Genomic DNA, 16,997 nt, shown 5'->3' on the forward strand with positions numbered 1-16,997 from the left:
TCAGAGTAATTTTCATGGGCGCGATCTTGATCTGATACGAATGAAAAATCAAGTATCTTCAATTACGATGGGTATATGATAATACATATCTGATATTTCAGCATTGTTATTAATATGATGACTTATATAAAACAAAAACCGTTATTTAATATTTTTATATTTATTATAATAAAGTAAATAATATACATATGTTATATATTAATTAAATTGTTATGGAGTGATAAATTTGAATTATATTTTATGGTTGCTGAATAATAAAATCATTCTAAAATTTATTTCTTAATTAAAAATTTCAAATTATTATGTAATGAAATTATTCTATGAATATCATTAAAAGCCCCCGACATATGTCGGGGACTTTTAACATCATTTTCAGTGAGTTTTATTTATTCTCTGGAGGGGACATATTTTTTTTACTTGATAGGGAAATTGATATATCTTCTACTGGATTTTGTCTATTACCATTTAAAGCTTGATGCATTTTATCTTTATCTAAAGCATTTTCCCAGCGAGCGACAACAATGCTGGCACAAGCATTTCCAACTAAATTGGTCAATGCGCGGCATTCAGACATAAATCTATCAATGCCCAAAATGAGAGTCATACCGGCTACGGGTAAACTGGGAACAACAGATAAAGTAGCGGCTAGCGTAATAAAGCCTGCACCCGTTACTCCAGCGGCACCTTTTGAGCTGATCATTGCGACTAATAATAAAGATATTTGCTCCGTGAAACTCAACTCAATTCCTGTTGCTTGAGCGATAAATAATGCAGCCATCGTCATATAAATATTAGTACCATCAAGATTAAATGAATAACCTGTTGGAATAACTAATCCGACAACCGATTTCTCACAGCCTGCATTTTCCATTTTTCTCATCAGGCTAGGTAAAGCCGCTTCAGAGGATGATGTTCCCAAAACCAACCACAGTTCATCTTTAATGTATTTAATTAATTTAATGATGGAGAATCCGTTATACTTAGCAACAGCCCCCAATACAACAAAAATAAAGAGTAATGATGTCATGTAAAAAGTGACAATTAACATCATTAAATTTCCAATGGATGAAATGCCATATTTACCGATGGTAAATGCCATTGCCCCAAATGCGCCAATCGGTGCCAGCTTCATCAATATGCCTACCATCTTGAAAACAGGCTCTGAGAAGTTTTGCAAAAACACCAATATAGGTTCCCCCTTTTTTCCTGTCGACGCTAAAGCGATACCGAAAATAACAGCAATAAAGAGGACTTGCAGAATATTCCCATTCACAAGTGGGCTAACAACCGTTTCCGGTATAATATTCATGAGAAAGCCGACGATGGATGATTCATGCGCTTTCTCCACATAACCGATGATTTTGCTACTGTCTAACGATTCAGGTGAGATATTTAAGCCATCTCCGGGGCGAATGATATTGGCAGCAATCAAACCAATAATTAAAGCAAGAGTTGAAAACGTCAAGAAATACAACATCGATTTTCCTACGACACTTCCAACGGCTTTCATATTATTCATGCCGGCTATCCCTGTTACAACCGTCAAAAAGATAACAGGGGCAATAATCATTTTCACAATTTTGATGAAAGCATCACCTAAGGGTTTGAGTGATTCACCAATATCTGGATAAAAATGACCCAGCGCTATACCCAGTAAGATGGCAAATATGACTTGAATGTAAAGGACCTGGTATAAAGGTTTTTTCTTGGAAGTGTTATCCATAAAGGATCCTGTGGTTAATATAATTATTTGTTTTTATTGGTGACTTTTTACAACGCTTTATTGTTTCATAGCAAAAATGTTTGATTTTTGCTGCATAAAGAATCATGTTGACCAATATAAAAATTACTCCTAACTCCTGTCAGAAACAAGCCCCCGGATCTATAGAAAAACCCACAGGAAAAACCTGTAGGTTTAGATTAAGAAGGTACTATTTGGTCGTTACCCAGAATACACCGCTACCGTCCAATGCCGTAAATGTTTTATGAACATAAATACTGTCTGCATGGGGATCAATATCTTTGAACAACTCAGGATGCAGCCATTTAGCAATGGCTTCTACGGCAATGATATTGAATGGTGAATCGTAATATTGGTGGTAAATCGCCATCACGCGTTTTTCACGGTACGATCTGAGTACTTTCAGATTTGGGCGGGAGAGCAAGTTTTGCAAACGCTTTTCGGATTTTTCCAAATTGCCGGTATAACCCAAAGGAACCGACTGGCTCCCTGCGCGAACCTGATCCCAATCTGCTACTGTCATCAGGTAAGTATCGGGATTGCTGACCAGCAATTGCTCCTCGTTAACTTTGCCTCCCATGCCTGAGAACCACTTACTGCCGACGTTATCTCCCCCTGCGGTTGTGACAAACTCTCCGAAGCTATTGTCACCAATGGTATCGCAGCAATCTTCTGCTCCCAGCATACCGGCATGATACTCGATGAAAACACTGGGGATCTGCTCTTGGTACAGTGTGCCGATACGCTTATTGATCAAAGACAGACGGCTTTCATAAAACGCAATGTATTTACCGGCATTTTCTTCTTTTTTAAAAACCTTACCAAGAAGCTCCATACTGGGTATGGTATTGGACAGCGGATATTGGCGAAAATCGATGAAAATGACAGAAATCCCCGATTTTTCCAGTAATTTAACCGTATTGCTGTTATCCAGTTTAGGCTTCAGGCCAATATCGAAAATAACCAGATCAGGTTTATAGGTCATAGCTTTTTCGACACTGAAATCACTGGTATAGGGGTTCGGGAAAATAGGGATTTCCCTTAATTGAGGAAATTTTTTCTCATAGGCTGCGGCAAGGTCAGGTGCTTTTTTCTCCAGTGCATTATCCCATGCCACAATACCTTTCAATGGATCGTTGGGGTGCAGGATATTCAACGCAATAATGATCCGGCTATCTGTCAGCATGACCCGTTGAGCCGGAGCATTAACTGTGACTTCTCGTCCAGCAATATCTGTGACAGTAATATTTTCTGCCTGTGAATATATCGGTAATAACACAAATAATACCGATATAAAATATTTTATGGAGTAATGAATGACAGACATTTTTTTTCCTTCGCATTAGACGTAATATGAAAACTATCGATAAGTCCATGAGTGATTTATATAGGGAAATAATGTGTTTTCATGGGAATCACAATATCTTTCCAATTATTGGATGATCGCATTTTTAATAAAGGCTTTATGGTTCACTGTTACTTGTAGTAATACACTGAATTCAGTTTTCCAGTGTTCTTTTGAAATTAATGTTTTATGATTATCAAAAATATTTTTTGTTTCACAGGCCATGTTTTTCCATAATTCATCTTCCTTCATCCCCCAATGTCAATAGATTAATAAGCCTAAATAATGTTGTTTGACAAAGATAGAGGCTGAAATAATTTATAGTAAATTTTTTTATATGGAAATTATTTTAATTAATCAATTTTTTTACATTTCTATACAATGAAAATCTTATTGACTTGTTTTTTGTATTGAATAACAGCCAGTTAAGTTTGGCATGGGATAGTTTCATGATGAATGATATCTGCCAGTGATTAACTGGTTAGGTTTTCAGGAGAGTGTAATTGATTATTATTATCTGTAATATATTATTTTGAATAGTTCACTATGGTAAACAAAAATAGATAAATTTTATAAAAAAAATAAATTGATATTTTTTCAAGTATGGCATTTGTCTCATTCCGTATTGTACTCAGGAATTTTGTCTGGCTTGAACAGGTTTCAAAATTAATAATCATGGTGCAGAAATACATTTCGTTTTTTGCAGTAACGATAAAATTATTGGGAGGATGGCTGGCATAAATGCAGGGTATTCTATTATTAAAAATAGCTGATGCAGTTATTTTTCTCTTTTCTTGATACTACATTTATACTTACAAATAGAATGAATGGCGCTAATTGAGTTAGCGTCAATGAAAAGAAAATAATATTCAATTTAAATAGAGGTATAACTAAAAACGGCTTATTTATTTCTCTTCTGCTATTATTATTTTATCGGCAATAGGCGGGGGTAATCATGAAAAATTTGTTGGCAGTGTGTTTATTGGGTTTTGTATTAACGGGATGTGATAATCACCTGAAAATTGATGGTACAAATGAAATAGCTGTAAAAACATCCATCGAAAAAATCAGAGATACGTTACCGGAAGATAAAAAATTAAAATTTGATGATTCATTGAATATTGCCATGACCAATAGCATTGATTTTGATGATCTGTTTAAAGAGAGCGCGAATGGAAATATTAAACATGGGGATATAGAAAAATTGGAACAGAAATTTTTTCGATCACTGCACGGAAAAACGGCAGATCAACTTATTGCAGAAGCGGAAAAAATTAAAGCAGCGAACTTTACCAGCCAATGAACTTACATCCAATAGATTTCAAGTTGCAGCGCATACTATGTTAGCCATATCTGCCAGCATTGAACCGGATTTCTTAGGCAAAATTCTCTGACTGTGGGGTATTGGATTTATCTTGCTCCAATAGTTTTAATCTTTCCTTGCATTGCTGGCAAAGATAGCAACTTTTTCCTCTGAGGACTTTATTGTGCTGCCGTATGGTCAACTCATGTTGCTGGCAACGGCAATAATAAATAAATATTTTGCTGCGGACAGAATCCACTGAGAACTGATGTGTCCGGCAGACAGATACTTTAAGCACCGTTTCCATAACAAAGCGCCATTCTTTTCCATGAGGGGCCACCTTGCCAAACTGATGGTAAGTCAATAAATGTGCCAGTTCATGGGGGATCACTTCATCAATGAATGACTGCTGATTTTCGATCAGTAGAACGGGATTCAGGCGAATTTCCCAACCTTGCAGGCGGGCGCTGCCGGCAATTGTCCCTCTCTGTCGATAGGTCACACAGGGTTCAGGAAATGTTGTTTCAAGGTAATCACTCGCCTGTGCTAATTTTTGCCGTAGAGTGCGCATGACGGCTTGCTGTAGTGCGAGGGGGACTCTAACCAATTTCATAACGGCAGTATACGGTATGGTAATTTCACTCATCGCTCAATGAATGGTGAGTTATGAAAAAGCCCGCAGGATATTAGCGGGCTTCTTATGCTGACAGGGTATTATTTCAATCCTGCCGCAGAACGCAGAATTTCTGCCTTGTCTGTTGCTTCCCACGGGAAATGTTCACGACCAAAATGACCGTATGCCGCAGTATCACGATAGATTGGGTGTAGCAGATCCAACATTTTGATCAGACCATAAGGACGCAGATCAAAGAATTCACGGACTAATTGGATCAGGGTTGAAGTTGGCACTTTTTCAGTACCGAACGTTTCTACCATGATAGAAGTGGGTTCAGCAACACCGATAGCGTAAGACACCTGAATTTCACAGCGATCAGCCAAACCTGCCGCAACCATGTTTTTGGCGACGTAGCGTGCCGCATAAGCTGCAGAACGGTCAACCTTGGAGGGATCTTTACCGGAGAATGCTCCGCCCCCGTGACGCGCCATACCACCGTAGGTATCCACGATGATTTTACGGCCAGTCAGACCACAGTCACCCATTGGGCCACCGATCACAAAGCGTCCCGTTGGGTTGATGAAATATTTGGTCATTGGAGTAAGCCACTCAGCCGGCAGTACAGGCTTGATGATTTCATCCATTACGGCTTCTTGCAGTTCTTTCTGCTGGATATCTTCAGAGTGTTGAGTAGAAAGCACTACGGCATCAATGCCGACAATTTTGCCGTTGTCATACTGAAAGGTAACCTGACTTTTTGCGTCCGGGCGCAGCCACGGCAGGATACCGTTTTTGCGGACTTGAGCTTGACGCTCAACCAGACGGTGCGCATACGTGATAGGTGCCGGCATCAGCACATCGGTTTCGTTGGTCGCATAACCAAACATTAACCCCTGATCACCCGCACCTTGCTCCAGGGGATCTGCACGGTCAACACCCTGATTGATATCAGGAGACTGTTTACCAATTGCACTAATCACCGCACATGAATTTGCATCAAAGCCCATGTCTGAGCTGGTATAGCCGATTTCACGGACAGTACGGCGGGTAATTTCTTCAATATCAACCCAAGCGCTGGTAGTGATTTCACCACCAACCATGACCATGCCAGTTTTAACATAAGTTTCGCAGGCAACACGAGCCTTAGGATCTTGTTCTAAGATTGCATCAAGAACGGCATCGGAAATTTGGTCGGCAATTTTGTCTGGATGTCCTTCTGAAACGGACTCAGAAGTAAAAAGATGTGTAGTCATTATATTTGGTTACCTTAAATATAATCTTGGTTTAAGGGTAGATGTTTTACCATCTAGACGGCCATTTTAAGGCACTCTTGTCAAGGATACCAGTTTTTTTAGTTTTAAAAATCTTTTGCCGTGTGACATTTTTCGGCGTTTCTAAAAAAGATCAGTCAGAGTGAATGTATTTTGATAAATTTCATTTTGCAATTTTGCCTGATTGCAGGTATAAACTGCGCGCGTAACTGATGGGTTTTTTGCACTTCAGGTTATGGGCGTTTGCGGGGTACGTTCACTGCGTGTTCTGCTTCTCAATTGAGAAACGGCTTACGTTCTGATAAGCCATGTGGGGGTGAATGGGGTTATGCACCATTATCTGCTGATTGTTAACGGCCAACAGCCACATTATGCTATTGATGTATTCACATCTAGTTCCTTTCTTTTCAATATGAACTCATTCCGATGTTACCGAAAGCATTCAAACAGGCTGGTAATATCGAGTCGGCACCATATTGTCACACCGTAAATAATTGTTTAGTTTCCTCTAAACGTTTCTATAATTTAAGAGCATGCTGTTCCCTGGCATTTTTTAATGCGCAAGATACGCACTATTAGCACTATTAATAGTGTCTTGGGTTATTGACTTTACAGGTGAAGGCAAACCTCTACTCCATGAAGGAGACTGCCATGAATGATAATATCGCTCGTAAAATGCGACAGACCTACAATATCGCATACTGGGGTGGCGGCTATTACTATGTCAATGATCTGGGTAATGTCAGTGTTTGCCCAAACCCTGATTTACCGGGAGCTCAAGTTGAACTTACTGAGCTGGTGAAGAAAGTTCAGGAAGAAAAAAAACAGCTGCGCTTGCCCTCATTATTCTGTTTCCCTCAGATTCTGCAACATCGTCTGCGTTCTATTAATGCTGCGTTTAAACGTGCACGTGAATCTTATGGTTATAAGGGCGATTACTTCCTGGTTTATCCTATCAAGGTCAATCAGCAGCGTCGTGTGATTGAATCGTTGGCAAATGCGGGTGAACCCATCGGGCTGGAAGCGGGCTCCAAGGCTGAATTGATGGCTGTGCTGGCTCATGCTGGCATGACACGCACGGTCATTGTCTGTAATGGCTATAAAGATCGCGAATACATTCGTCTGGCACTGATCGGTGAAAAACTGGGACACAAAGTGTATCTGGTTATCGAGAAAATGTCTGAAATTGCGATGGTGCTGGAAGAAGCAGAACGCCTCAGTGTGATCCCTCGTCTTGGTGTGCGGGCGCGTCTGGCCTCGCAGGGGGCGGGCAAATGGCAGTCCAGTGGTGGTGAAAAATCTAAGTTTGGTCTTGCGGCGGCACAAGTACTGCAATTGGTTGAAACTCTGCGCTCAGCAGGGAAGCTGGATAGTTTGCAGCTGCTGCATTTCCATCTGGGCTCTCAGCTTGCCAATATCCGTGATGTGGCAACCGGCGTGCGTGAATCTGCCCGTTTTTATGTCGAACTGCATAAACTGGGTGTCAACATCCAATGCTTTGATGTTGGTGGTGGATTGGGCGTCGATTATGAAGGCACTCGCTCTCAGTCAGAATGTTCAGTTAACTACGGCCTGAATGAATACGCGAATAACGTCATTTGGGGAATCGGTGATGCGTGTGAAGAGCATGGTTTGCCGCATCCAACCGTGATTACTGAATCTGGCCGGGCGTTGACTGCTCATCATACGGTCTTGATCTCTAATGTCATTGGGGTAGAGCATAACGAATTTACTGAAACAACACCGCCAGCAGAAGATGCTTCACGTCCTCTGACAAGTTTGTGGGATACGTGGCAGGAAATGCAGGATGGCGGTTATTCTCGCTCCCTGCGTGAGTGGCTGCATGACAGCCAGTTTGACCTTCAGGATGTCCATACCCAATATGCACACGGGATGTTGAACCTGTCTGAGCGGGCTTGGGCAGAAGAACTCTATTTAAATATCTGTCGCCGTATTCAGCGGGATCTTGACCCAAGCAACCGTGCTCATCGTCCGTTCATTGACGAATTGCAGGAACGTATGGCGGATAAATTCTATGTGAATTTCTCGCTGTTCCAGTCGATGCCGGATGCGTGGGGGATTGATCAGGTGTTCCCTGTTCTGCCGATTGAAGGGCTGGATAAGCCCTTGGATCGCCGTGCAGTTTTGTTGGATATCACTTGTGATTCTGATGGCATCATTGACCACTATGTCGATGGTGATGGTATAGCAGCAACGATGCCAATGCCGGCTTATGATCCAGAGAATCCCCCATTGATCGGTTTCTTTATGGTCGGGGCGTATCAGGAAATTCTGGGTAATATGCATAACCTGTTTGGTGATACGGCTGCCGTTGATGTTTACGTTTCAGAACACGGCGAAGTGACCTACCAGCAGAGCGAAGAGGGTGATTCTGTAGCTAATATGCTCCAATATGTAAAACTGGAGCCGTTGGTACTGATGAGCCGTTTCCGTGATCAGGTGAAAGCGGCTGATCTGGATGAAAATTTGCAGGAGCAGTTCCTGCAAGAATTCGAAACCGGCCTGTATGGTTACACCTATTTGGAAGATGAGTAATCTTTTAGCGTAATCAAGTTCCGTGTTGCTGAAATTCAGTGAACGCGGGGCTTTTGAGGATATATCATGAGTATTAGCTCCTTAGGGAACCAAATTGATAACTCTTTGGTTTCAAATGCCTTCGGTTTCCTGCGCTTTCCGCTGAATTTCCAGCCTTATTCCAGCGATGCAGAATGGGTGATTACCGGTGTGCCTTTTGATATGGCAACATCTGGGCGTGCCGGCAGCCGTCATGGGCCAGCCGCTATTCGTCAGGTATCGACTAATCTGGCGTGGGAAAGCTGTCGCTGGCCGTGGGACTTCAGTTTGCGCAAGCGCCTGAATGTAGTGGATTGCGGTGATCTGGTCTTTAACTTCGGTGATGCTCAGGACATGAGCGACAAATTGCAGGCACATGCTGAAAAAGTGCTGGCATCGGGTAAGAAAATGCTGTCTTTCGGCGGTGATCATTTTGTCACTTTGCCATTACTGCGCGCCTATGCGAAACATTTCGGCAAAATGGCGATGATTCATTTTGATGCCCATACGGACACCTACCCGAATGGCAGTAAGTTTGATCATGGTACGATGTTTTACCATGCGCCAAACGAAGGGCTGATAGATCCTCATCGCTCGGTGCAAATCGGTATTCGCACCGAACACGATACTGACAATGGTTTTACTGTATTGGATGCGGCACAGGTCAACGATCGTAGTGTTGATGATGTTGTTGAACAGATCAAAAATGTTGTCGGTGATCTGCCAATTTACCTGACATTCGATATTGATTGCCTTGATCCTGCTTTTGCGCCCGGTACAGGGACGCCGGTGATTGGCGGGCTGACGTCCGATCGCGCACTGAAAATCCTGCGTGGTCTGCAACCCCTGAATATCGTTGGCATGGATGTGGTGGAAGTGGCTCCTGCCTATGATCAGTCTGAAATCACCGCTCTGGCAGCAGCGACGATTGGATTGGAACTGCTGTATTTGCAGGCGTCGAAGAAAGAAGTTTAGTTTTTGATTAAACCATCCAATTGCAAAGAACCCCCCGCTGGCCAGGGTGGTTCTTTGTTTCAAGTAGTCTGAATGCCTCACTTATTGTTCCCAAACTGAAACAATCCAGTAAAACCACGACCAGATATTGCAGCTGCGAAAAACTCCGCTAGGATGTTTGCAAAGACATTCGACTGAGGAGACAACCGATGATAATCAGCTCACCTGAATTTAAGCATAATGATTTTTTGCATAAATATCATAAATTCAATGGGTTTGGTGGTAATGGTGATAACTGTTCCCCTGAGCTTTCTTGGCAGAATGCACCCGCTGAGACCAAAAGTTTCGCTATCACTGTTTATGATCCTGATGCGCCTACTGGCAGCGGCTTCTGGCACTGGGTTGCTTTTGATATCCCCGCTGAAACACACGCTTTGTCAGCCAATGTGGGTCAGGCGGATGGCTCTGGTCTTCCAGCCGGCACTATCCAAAGCAGAAATGATTATGGTCAGACTGGTTTTGGTGGCCCTTGCCCGCCTGAAGGTGATAAGGCACATCGCTATATTTTCACCATACATGCTTTATCGGTAGAAAAACTGGGGATTGATGCCGAAACAACAAACGCTGTTGCGCGTTTTATGATTCAGGCTAACACCCTGACTACAGCCACTCTGACAGGTTACTATCAACGTTAACTTCCAGTGTTAACTGATTAATTAACAATTTTGGGTTCCGGTAAAAGGTATAAGTATGAGCAATAAAAAAATTGAATGGAATAATGGATTACAGCAGGAAGCGGTAGAGATCCTTTCCAACGAGGGTGGAATGATCGTCTGCCCGACCAAAGTGGGCTACATTATTATGACTTCTGACGCGCAAGGTCTGGAGCGTAAATTCGAAGCCAAGCAGCGTAATCGCAACAAACCCGGCGTTGTGTTATGTGGATCTCTCGAACAGTTGAAAGAATTGGCTCAGCTTAACCCGGAAATCGAAGAACTGTATCAAAAACATTGGGATGCAGATGTGTTGCTGGGCTGCATCCTGCCGTGGAAAGAAGACGCTGTCGCCCGTATTCCTGATGATGGTTCTAAAGAACTGATGATGGATGGCCGTGGCACCAGTTGTTTCGTGATTAAATTCGGTAAACCGGGCGAAATTCTGGCAAAAGCACTGTGGGAAAACTACGGGAAATTCTCCTTTGCCAGCTCGGCTAACCCATCAGGTAAAGGTAACCGTGGTTTGGTGGAATGTATCGGTGAACGCATTGAAGAGCGCGCTGACTTGATTATTGATGCTAATGACTATGTTAAATCTATCCAGCCAAATGAAACGGATCAGACCCGCTATGAGCAGGGTGTGATGATTTCAATGGTGGATGACAACGGGACACTGGTGCCGATGCAGAATGGTCAGCGCGATATCACCCCGTGCCCAGTATTGATTCGTAAGGGGCTGGATGTGCATAAGATCATGGTGATAATGTCTGATATCTTCACAACTTGGGATTACCGTCACGGTAACTATTATTGATTACTGATTTTTTTTGCGGGTGCATTTATTGTTGTGGATACACCCGCACTGATCTCCCCTGTCTATTCTTTCCTTTTGATATCCCCAAGATCACCCCGCAGTTTCTGCTGCAAAGCGTCGGCAAATAGCTGCACACGTGAAGAAAGCGTGTTTTCTGATTTAAACATCATCCAGGCTTGGTAAATATCCATATTCCATCCCGGCAATAGCCGGACAAGTTTGCCTTTTGCTACAGATTCATGGGCTATGTAATCTGGCAGGTAAGCAATGCCTGCACCGGACAGCGCCGAGCTCATCAACGCCACGCTGTTATTGATGCGAAAACGGCTGCGAACTTCAATATCGAGCTTTTGCCTCTCCTTACGGAACGGCAGGGAAATCGTATGGGCAGGGCCACGAAACAGCAGGTAATCGTAGCGGGGCAGATCTTCGGGTTTTTCTATCGGCGGAAACTGACTCATATAATCTGGTGTAGCGTAAAGCCCCCAAGTGATATCAATCAGGGGCATGACAAGTGGATGATCCGGTATTTCTCGTCCCACAATGATCGCAATATCGTAGTTATCATCTGTCATATCGATGGTTCTGTCGGTTAGTTCCAGATCAACGCTGACATGAATGTTTCTGGCGATAAAGTTATTCAGAGCGGGGACGATACACTGACTACCAAAGGATACCGGAGCAATCAGGCGCAGGCTTCCCATCGGTTCGTCATGAAAATTTCGGATAAAACGCTCGGCGCTTTTGGCTTCATTAAGAATACGGGAACAGTATTGGTAATAGCTCAGTCCGACTTCCGTCACTTGAATTTTGCGCGTGGTACGATTGAGTAGCTGAGTGCCCAATCTTACTTCTAGCTGTGCGATCTCGCGGCTGACAGAAGATTTAGATAGCCTTAACGATTTCGCCGCTTCAGTAAAGCTCAGTGTCTCTACTACGCGGGCAAAAATCACCATCGAAGTAAGATTTTCAATATTATTCATGAAATAGCCTGATGATTTACTTGGGGGAATCTCCGCCTAACATACCACAGATGTTATGGAGAAAGGCCAATATTCCTCTATCAGATGAAGGTGATATTTTAACCAAAGATTAAACTGCGCTGCAAAAATGGTGTCAGAATAAGAGTGCAGGAATTTCCCCTCTGAAGAACAACTGTTCCAATAGAGAAACAGTGCGTCCAACAATGGTATTTCCCTGCTATAAGCGTTAGTAATGTCGTTAAGACTTCTATTTTTTTACTATTTTTTAATCTTTCGGAGGCAATGTGAGATGAGCCAAACTATGACACAAAAGATTCTCGCACGAGCTAGTGGCCGTGAGCAGGTCACACCGGGTGAAGTGGTTTGGGCGAAAGTGGATATCCTGATGTCTCACGATCCCTGTACACCGGGAGTAGCCAGTGTATTTAAAAAAGAGTTCGGTCAAGATGCCAAAATATGGGACCCGGCTCGCTTTATTCTGATCCCCGACCATTTTGTCTATTCTGCTGACCCGCAGGCCAATCAAAATATTCGTGTCATGCGCGAATTTGCTGCCGAGCAGAACATTAAATATTTCTATGATGTGGGAACACCAAACTATAAAGGGGTTTGTCATATCGGTTTGGCGGAAGGAGGGCATACTCGCCCCGGTGAAGTCCTGTTGGGGACAGATTCTCATACCGTCACGGCGGGGGCTTTCGGCGCGTTCGCCATTGGACTGGGCATTACCGATGCCGCCTATGCGTTAGGTACAGGGGAAATCCCCCTCAAAGTTCCGACTTCTATCAAAGTGAATTTTACCGGAACCAAGCCCTCGCACGTGTTGGCCAAGGATATGATTCTGGCGGTATTGTCAGAATTAACGGTTGATGGTGCAACTTATGAAGCCATCGAGTTTAGCGGTAATGTCATTGATGAATTATCAGTAGAAGAACGCATGACGATTTGCAATATGGTCGTTGAGTGCGGAGCCAAGAATGGCATTATGGTGCCTAATCAGGCCACCCTTGATTATCTGGCTGAGAGAAACCACCTTCCCTTTGAGATTGTTTATCCTGACGAAGATGCAGAATATAGCCGAGTGTTAAACATTGATGTTTCCGATATGCAGCCGATGATTGCCAAACCTCATTCTCCGGATAATGTCGTTCCGATTGAGAAAGTGGCCAACGTTGCTATTTCTCAGGCTTATATCGGCTCCTGTACCGGCGGTAAACTGGAAGATTTTATTGCGGCCGCTCGTGTCATCAAGGGCAATAAAGTCTCCATTCCTACTTATGCCGTCCCTGCTACCAAAGAAGTGTTCCATAAGACAATAACCACCCAGATTGATGGTGTTTCTGTTTATCAAATCTTAACTGACGCTGGAGTGACACTTTCCTCGGAATCAGGATGTGCGGCTTGCTGTGGTGGCCCGCCGGATACCTTTGGCCGTGTGAATGATCCGATATCGGTCATCTCTACAACCAATCGTAATTTTGTCGGGCGAATGGGGCATAAACGCGCCAATATCTATCTGGCATCACCTTACTCGGTAGCTGCCGCCGCCATTACAGGGCGTATTACCAATCCGAAGGAGTTTTTATGAGTGTGTTGAAGGAAAACATCATCAGAGGCACGGTTTATGTCTTGACTGACAATATCGATACCGATCAGATCCTGACGGCTGAATACCTCAAGGTAAACCCCTCAACGCCGGAAGGATACGCTCAACTGGCTTCATTAGCGATGTGTGGATTACCGGAAGGCTCACTGCCCTTTATTGATGAAGAACAGGGCAAAGCAAAGTACCCGATTATTGTGGCAGGGCAGAACTTTGGTTGTGGTTCTTCGCGTGAACATGCAGTTGCTGCACTGGGTGCTTCTGGTGTGAAGGCTGTCTTAGCACAGTCTTATGCGCGTATCTTTTTCCGTAATTGCGTTTCTACCGGAGAGTTGTTGCCCGTTGCTGCACAGGAACGCTTGTGTGACAAGTTAGCCACCGGCGACCAGATTGAGATTGATATTGTAAACCAGACAGTGACTTTTCTGGAAAATAGCGAAAAATATCCCACCGATCCGGTTGGGGAACTGGCGAATATTGTCGCGGCGGGTGGGTTATTCTCTTATGCCCGGGCGACAGGCAGGATAAAATAATAAATATAGCCATCTATTATTATTTTAAATAGATGGCTATTTGAATTAAAAATATAAATAGTTGTTATTTTCAGTATTATATCACTTATTTATTATTAACTTTTCCTTTTGTAATTACCAAAGTAATTTTTTGAGATGTTCTTCTCAGATGTTTTCATACCTTTATAAGGTAAAATTATCAATAAATTATGGAGAATGGAAAATGGTTAGTATTTACGAGTTTGATAGATTAGAAAATGGAACACTTTTTAATATTCTTAATTTAATAAAAAATAATCCCTATATGGATTATATTAATTTCAAACGTGAAATTAATAGTCTTGTTTTTTCAGAGAAAGTACCTGCCAGATTTATAGAAGTTTGTAACAACATAAAAAATGAAAGACGACTAAATGGGATTAATGCCCAATTACTTCGTAACCTTCCAATTGATAAAATTATTCCTGAATTCGAACAATCTGATCCTGTCAGTGATAAATACAGGAAGAAAACAACATTCATAGGAGAAAGTTTGCTGGAACTTTTCTCGCAACTAACCAGTACTCCGTTGCTTGCTTACAGGACTCGTAATAACGGTGATTTCTTCCATGATGTGTATGCCCATAAAAAATATTCCAATACCCAGACCCAGAAAACTGATGGTGAACTCTATTTCCACAATGACCGCACTGCGCATCCTGTCAGGGCTGATTTTCTTAGTTTGCTTGGCATGCGTTGTAGTGAGCAGAACTTGATTTATACCGGATATCTTGATGGCAAGGATCTGCTTTCTTATCTAAAACCGGAATCACAAGAATGGCTACGTCAGCCTTGGTATATGACACCTTACGATGAATATTCAAGGGACTCAAACCAAGGACAGATTTATTCTGAAAAACATATCATTCTTGAGAATATCCATACATTCCGCTACTACGATACCCGCACTACTTATTTACCAGATGCACCAAAAGAATCTATTCAAGCACTTCTGGCTTTGAAAAATGCAATCACAAAAGCCAAAAAAGAACGTATTGCCATTAATAATGGTGATTTATTTTCTTTTGCTAATCAGGACTCATTGCATAATCGTGAGATTATCAAAGTTGTTGATAAAAACGCAGCGGCAAAACGCTGGCTTTTAAAAACGTATAGTTTCAGGGATGAAGAGTGTTTAAATAAATACAAAGAGTACTTTGATCCAGCAATTCCTGGTTTTGTTAGGGAATAATCGTTCTTTTTCCTAACATTCAAAAACCACCATAGGTAGCGGTGGTTTTTGGCATTATAGCGTTCCCATAAACGTTTCAACGGGAACCCCAAAAAATTTAGCAAACCCTTTCACTTGTTGAATTGTCATTGAACGCTTTCCGTGAAGGATCTCTGATATCACACTTTGAGTGGCAATATCACACAGATCAGCTTGCCTGATCCTCCGTTCTTTCATAAAAAAAGCCAGTGCTTCACGCGGGCTGACGTTAGATACATTCCGGTTTTTGGTTTCATATTCATAAATGCGATCTGTGACAAAATCGGCGAATTTGGCTGCTACATGCTCAGTATCATCGGCATATGAATACAATTCATCAATTATGACCATCCGAGCTTTAAGATCTTCTTCGTTCTCTACGGGTTCAAGGCAGGCGGAAAATAAAAGGGCAAGAGGGCTGAGTTGATCAGATACTGACTGCATCATTTGCGGTAATTTCTTGATGATCCCATCAATTTCTTCATAAACGAGTAATGCTTGTCTCATGATTTACCTTTTTGGCCTGTTTGATTTGGTTTGTTCACGCCACCATCTATCGTATTTAGCATGGGAGCAAACATCTTTAATATAAAAAGTACCGGATTTGGGGTTAAGCCATGCAATTATCCTGCATTTATTTTTATGAATATCAAATATATAAATATCAAGCGGCCCCTTCTGATTCCCTGCCTCCAATAGCTCATGAGGTATACGATCAACGTTCCATGCAGATGTTTGAAGCCAGAGATCACGTATCTGGGCATAAGATTCAAACCGCAAAGCTGCTTTATCAAAAACATCCAGCCATAGCTTTAACCCAACTTTCCATTGAGCATGTTTCCTCATTGCTTCAATGATGACTCGTGCAGTGATAACTCGCACTCGCATACCGCTCCCTTATAATATCGCAATTTGCGATATTGGCAAGATTTGAAAAAACGTCAGAGTCCCTTCTGTTTGTGAGCAAAGAATATCACTCGATAATATACGTCAACACTCGTTGCTGTAGTATCAGTATCAAATTGTCATAAAATTGCGAGCCAGCTTGATATTTATCAGGTAATGTTTGCAGCAGCTTCATGTTCACCGTGTGATTACGACAACCAAAGGAATGGATAATTGATAGTAGCAAGCATCCATAAAATAAATATTATTTAATATAAATAGGAATTTTCTTTTTGAGTGGGATGCTAATTTAGATCATATTAATATGTCGAAACTGGATGATAAGATTAACCAAATAAGTAATCAAGAAAAATTAATTGCAAATTTAGCACCATAACCTTCCAATAGAGTATTTAGCTCATACTCCACGG

At 42.2% G+C, this 16,997-nt stretch carries 16 protein-coding genes; 8 read left to right on the plus strand and 8 right to left on the minus strand.

What is annotated here, in order from left to right:
• Positions 1-382: 382 nt before the first annotated feature.
• The 3 genes from NXS07_RS15820 to NXS07_RS15830 all read right to left on the minus strand — a co-directional run bounded on the left by NXS07_RS15820 (position 383) and on the right by NXS07_RS15830 (position 3,338).
• Entirely contained in the window at positions 383-1,723 is a 1,341-nt protein-coding gene (locus NXS07_RS15820) for a dicarboxylate/amino acid:cation symporter (protein ID WP_258087122.1), read from the minus strand.
• 208 nt (positions 1,724-1,931) lie between these two features.
• Positions 1,932-3,068: an ABC transporter substrate-binding protein gene (locus NXS07_RS15825; protein WP_046337473.1), complete on the minus strand. Its 1,137-nt coding sequence runs from the start codon at positions 3,066-3,068 to the stop codon at positions 1,932-1,934.
• Between the two features lie 105 nt (positions 3,069-3,173).
• Positions 3,174-3,338 carry a hypothetical protein gene (locus tag NXS07_RS15830; RefSeq protein WP_258087123.1) on the minus strand — a complete coding sequence of 55 codons (165 nt, stop codon included), beginning with the start codon at positions 3,336-3,338 and terminating at the stop codon, positions 3,174-3,176.
• Between the two features lie 703 nt (positions 3,339-4,041).
• Here NXS07_RS15830 and NXS07_RS15835 point away from each other — a divergent pair.
• Positions 4,042-4,389, plus strand: coding sequence for a DUF6694 family lipoprotein (locus NXS07_RS15835; protein ID WP_238125299.1), 348 nt, complete (start codon positions 4,042-4,044; stop codon positions 4,387-4,389).
• A 73-nt stretch (positions 4,390-4,462) separates the two neighbouring features.
• Here the strand turns inward: NXS07_RS15835 and NXS07_RS15840 are convergent, their stop codons facing one another.
• Together NXS07_RS15840 and metK are read right to left on the minus strand one after the other, a co-directional pair.
• On the minus strand, positions 4,463-5,002 hold the full coding sequence (locus NXS07_RS15840) for a SprT family zinc-dependent metalloprotease (protein ID WP_258087124.1): 540 nt from the start codon (positions 5,000-5,002) through the stop codon (positions 4,463-4,465).
• Between the two features lie 101 nt (positions 5,003-5,103).
• Entirely contained in the window at positions 5,104-6,258 is a 1,155-nt protein-coding gene (gene metK / locus NXS07_RS15845; protein WP_038187799.1) for a methionine adenosyltransferase, read from the minus strand.
• Between the two features lie 669 nt (positions 6,259-6,927).
• Here metK and speA point away from each other — a divergent pair.
• From speA to NXS07_RS15865, 4 genes are all read left to right on the plus strand, one after another.
• Positions 6,928-8,832, plus strand: a complete 1,905-nt coding sequence (gene speA / locus NXS07_RS15850) for a biosynthetic arginine decarboxylase (protein ID WP_038197558.1) — start codon at positions 6,928-6,930, stop codon at positions 8,830-8,832.
• A 66-nt stretch (positions 8,833-8,898) separates the two neighbouring features.
• Positions 8,899-9,825, plus strand: coding sequence for an agmatinase (speB, locus tag NXS07_RS15855; protein WP_038204880.1), 927 nt, complete (start codon positions 8,899-8,901; stop codon positions 9,823-9,825).
• A 188-nt stretch (positions 9,826-10,013) separates the two neighbouring features.
• Positions 10,014-10,499 (plus strand): YbhB/YbcL family Raf kinase inhibitor-like protein, encoded by a 486-nt coding sequence (locus NXS07_RS15860; RefSeq protein ID WP_258087125.1) that lies wholly within the window; start codon positions 10,014-10,016, stop codon positions 10,497-10,499.
• Positions 10,500-10,554: 55 nt separating this feature from the next.
• Positions 10,555-11,334: an L-threonylcarbamoyladenylate synthase gene (locus NXS07_RS15865; protein WP_038197005.1), complete on the plus strand. Its 780-nt coding sequence runs from the start codon at positions 10,555-10,557 to the stop codon at positions 11,332-11,334.
• Between the two features lie 62 nt (positions 11,335-11,396).
• On the opposite strand, the gene NXS07_RS15870 is transcribed toward NXS07_RS15865, so the two are convergent.
• On the minus strand, positions 11,397-12,317 hold the full coding sequence (locus NXS07_RS15870; protein ID WP_258087126.1) for a LysR family transcriptional regulator: 921 nt from the start codon (positions 12,315-12,317) through the stop codon (positions 11,397-11,399).
• A 289-nt stretch (positions 12,318-12,606) separates the two neighbouring features.
• On the opposite strand from NXS07_RS15870, the gene NXS07_RS15875 reads away from it, so the two are divergent.
• The 3 genes from NXS07_RS15875 to NXS07_RS15885 all read left to right on the plus strand — a co-directional run bounded on the left by NXS07_RS15875 (position 12,607) and on the right by NXS07_RS15885 (position 15,663).
• On the plus strand, positions 12,607-13,905 hold the full coding sequence (locus NXS07_RS15875; RefSeq protein WP_038222741.1) for a 3-isopropylmalate dehydratase large subunit: 1,299 nt from the start codon (positions 12,607-12,609) through the stop codon (positions 13,903-13,905).
• Positions 13,902-14,453, plus strand: coding sequence for a LeuD/DmdB family oxidoreductase small subunit (locus tag NXS07_RS15880; RefSeq protein ID WP_038222743.1), 552 nt, complete (start codon positions 13,902-13,904; stop codon positions 14,451-14,453). The genes NXS07_RS15875 and NXS07_RS15880 overlap by 4 nt, the downstream gene beginning before the upstream one ends.
• Before the next feature lie 202 nt (positions 14,454-14,655).
• Positions 14,656-15,663 carry a TauD/TfdA family dioxygenase gene (locus tag NXS07_RS15885; protein ID WP_038222745.1) on the plus strand — a complete coding sequence of 336 codons (1,008 nt, stop codon included), beginning with the start codon at positions 14,656-14,658 and terminating at the stop codon, positions 15,661-15,663.
• Positions 15,664-15,717: 54 nt separating this feature from the next.
• Here the strand turns inward: NXS07_RS15885 and NXS07_RS15890 are convergent, their stop codons facing one another.
• Both NXS07_RS15890 and NXS07_RS15895 read right to left on the minus strand, forming a co-directional pair.
• Complete coding sequence (locus NXS07_RS15890; RefSeq protein WP_038204870.1) at positions 15,718-16,188, minus strand: helix-turn-helix domain-containing protein; 471 nt, start codon at positions 16,186-16,188, stop codon at positions 15,718-15,720.
• 3 nt (positions 16,189-16,191) lie between these two features.
• The gene (locus tag NXS07_RS15895) at positions 16,192-16,569 is read right to left on the minus strand and encodes a type II toxin-antitoxin system HigB family toxin (protein ID WP_258087127.1); all 378 of its coding nucleotides are present in this window, start codon (positions 16,567-16,569) and stop codon (positions 16,192-16,194) included.
• Positions 16,570-16,997: the final 428 nt, after the last annotated feature.

Origin of the sequence: Xenorhabdus bovienii (assembly GCF_024721015.1) — a bacterium.
GTDB lineage: Bacteria > Pseudomonadota > Gammaproteobacteria > Enterobacterales > Enterobacteriaceae > Xenorhabdus > Xenorhabdus bovienii.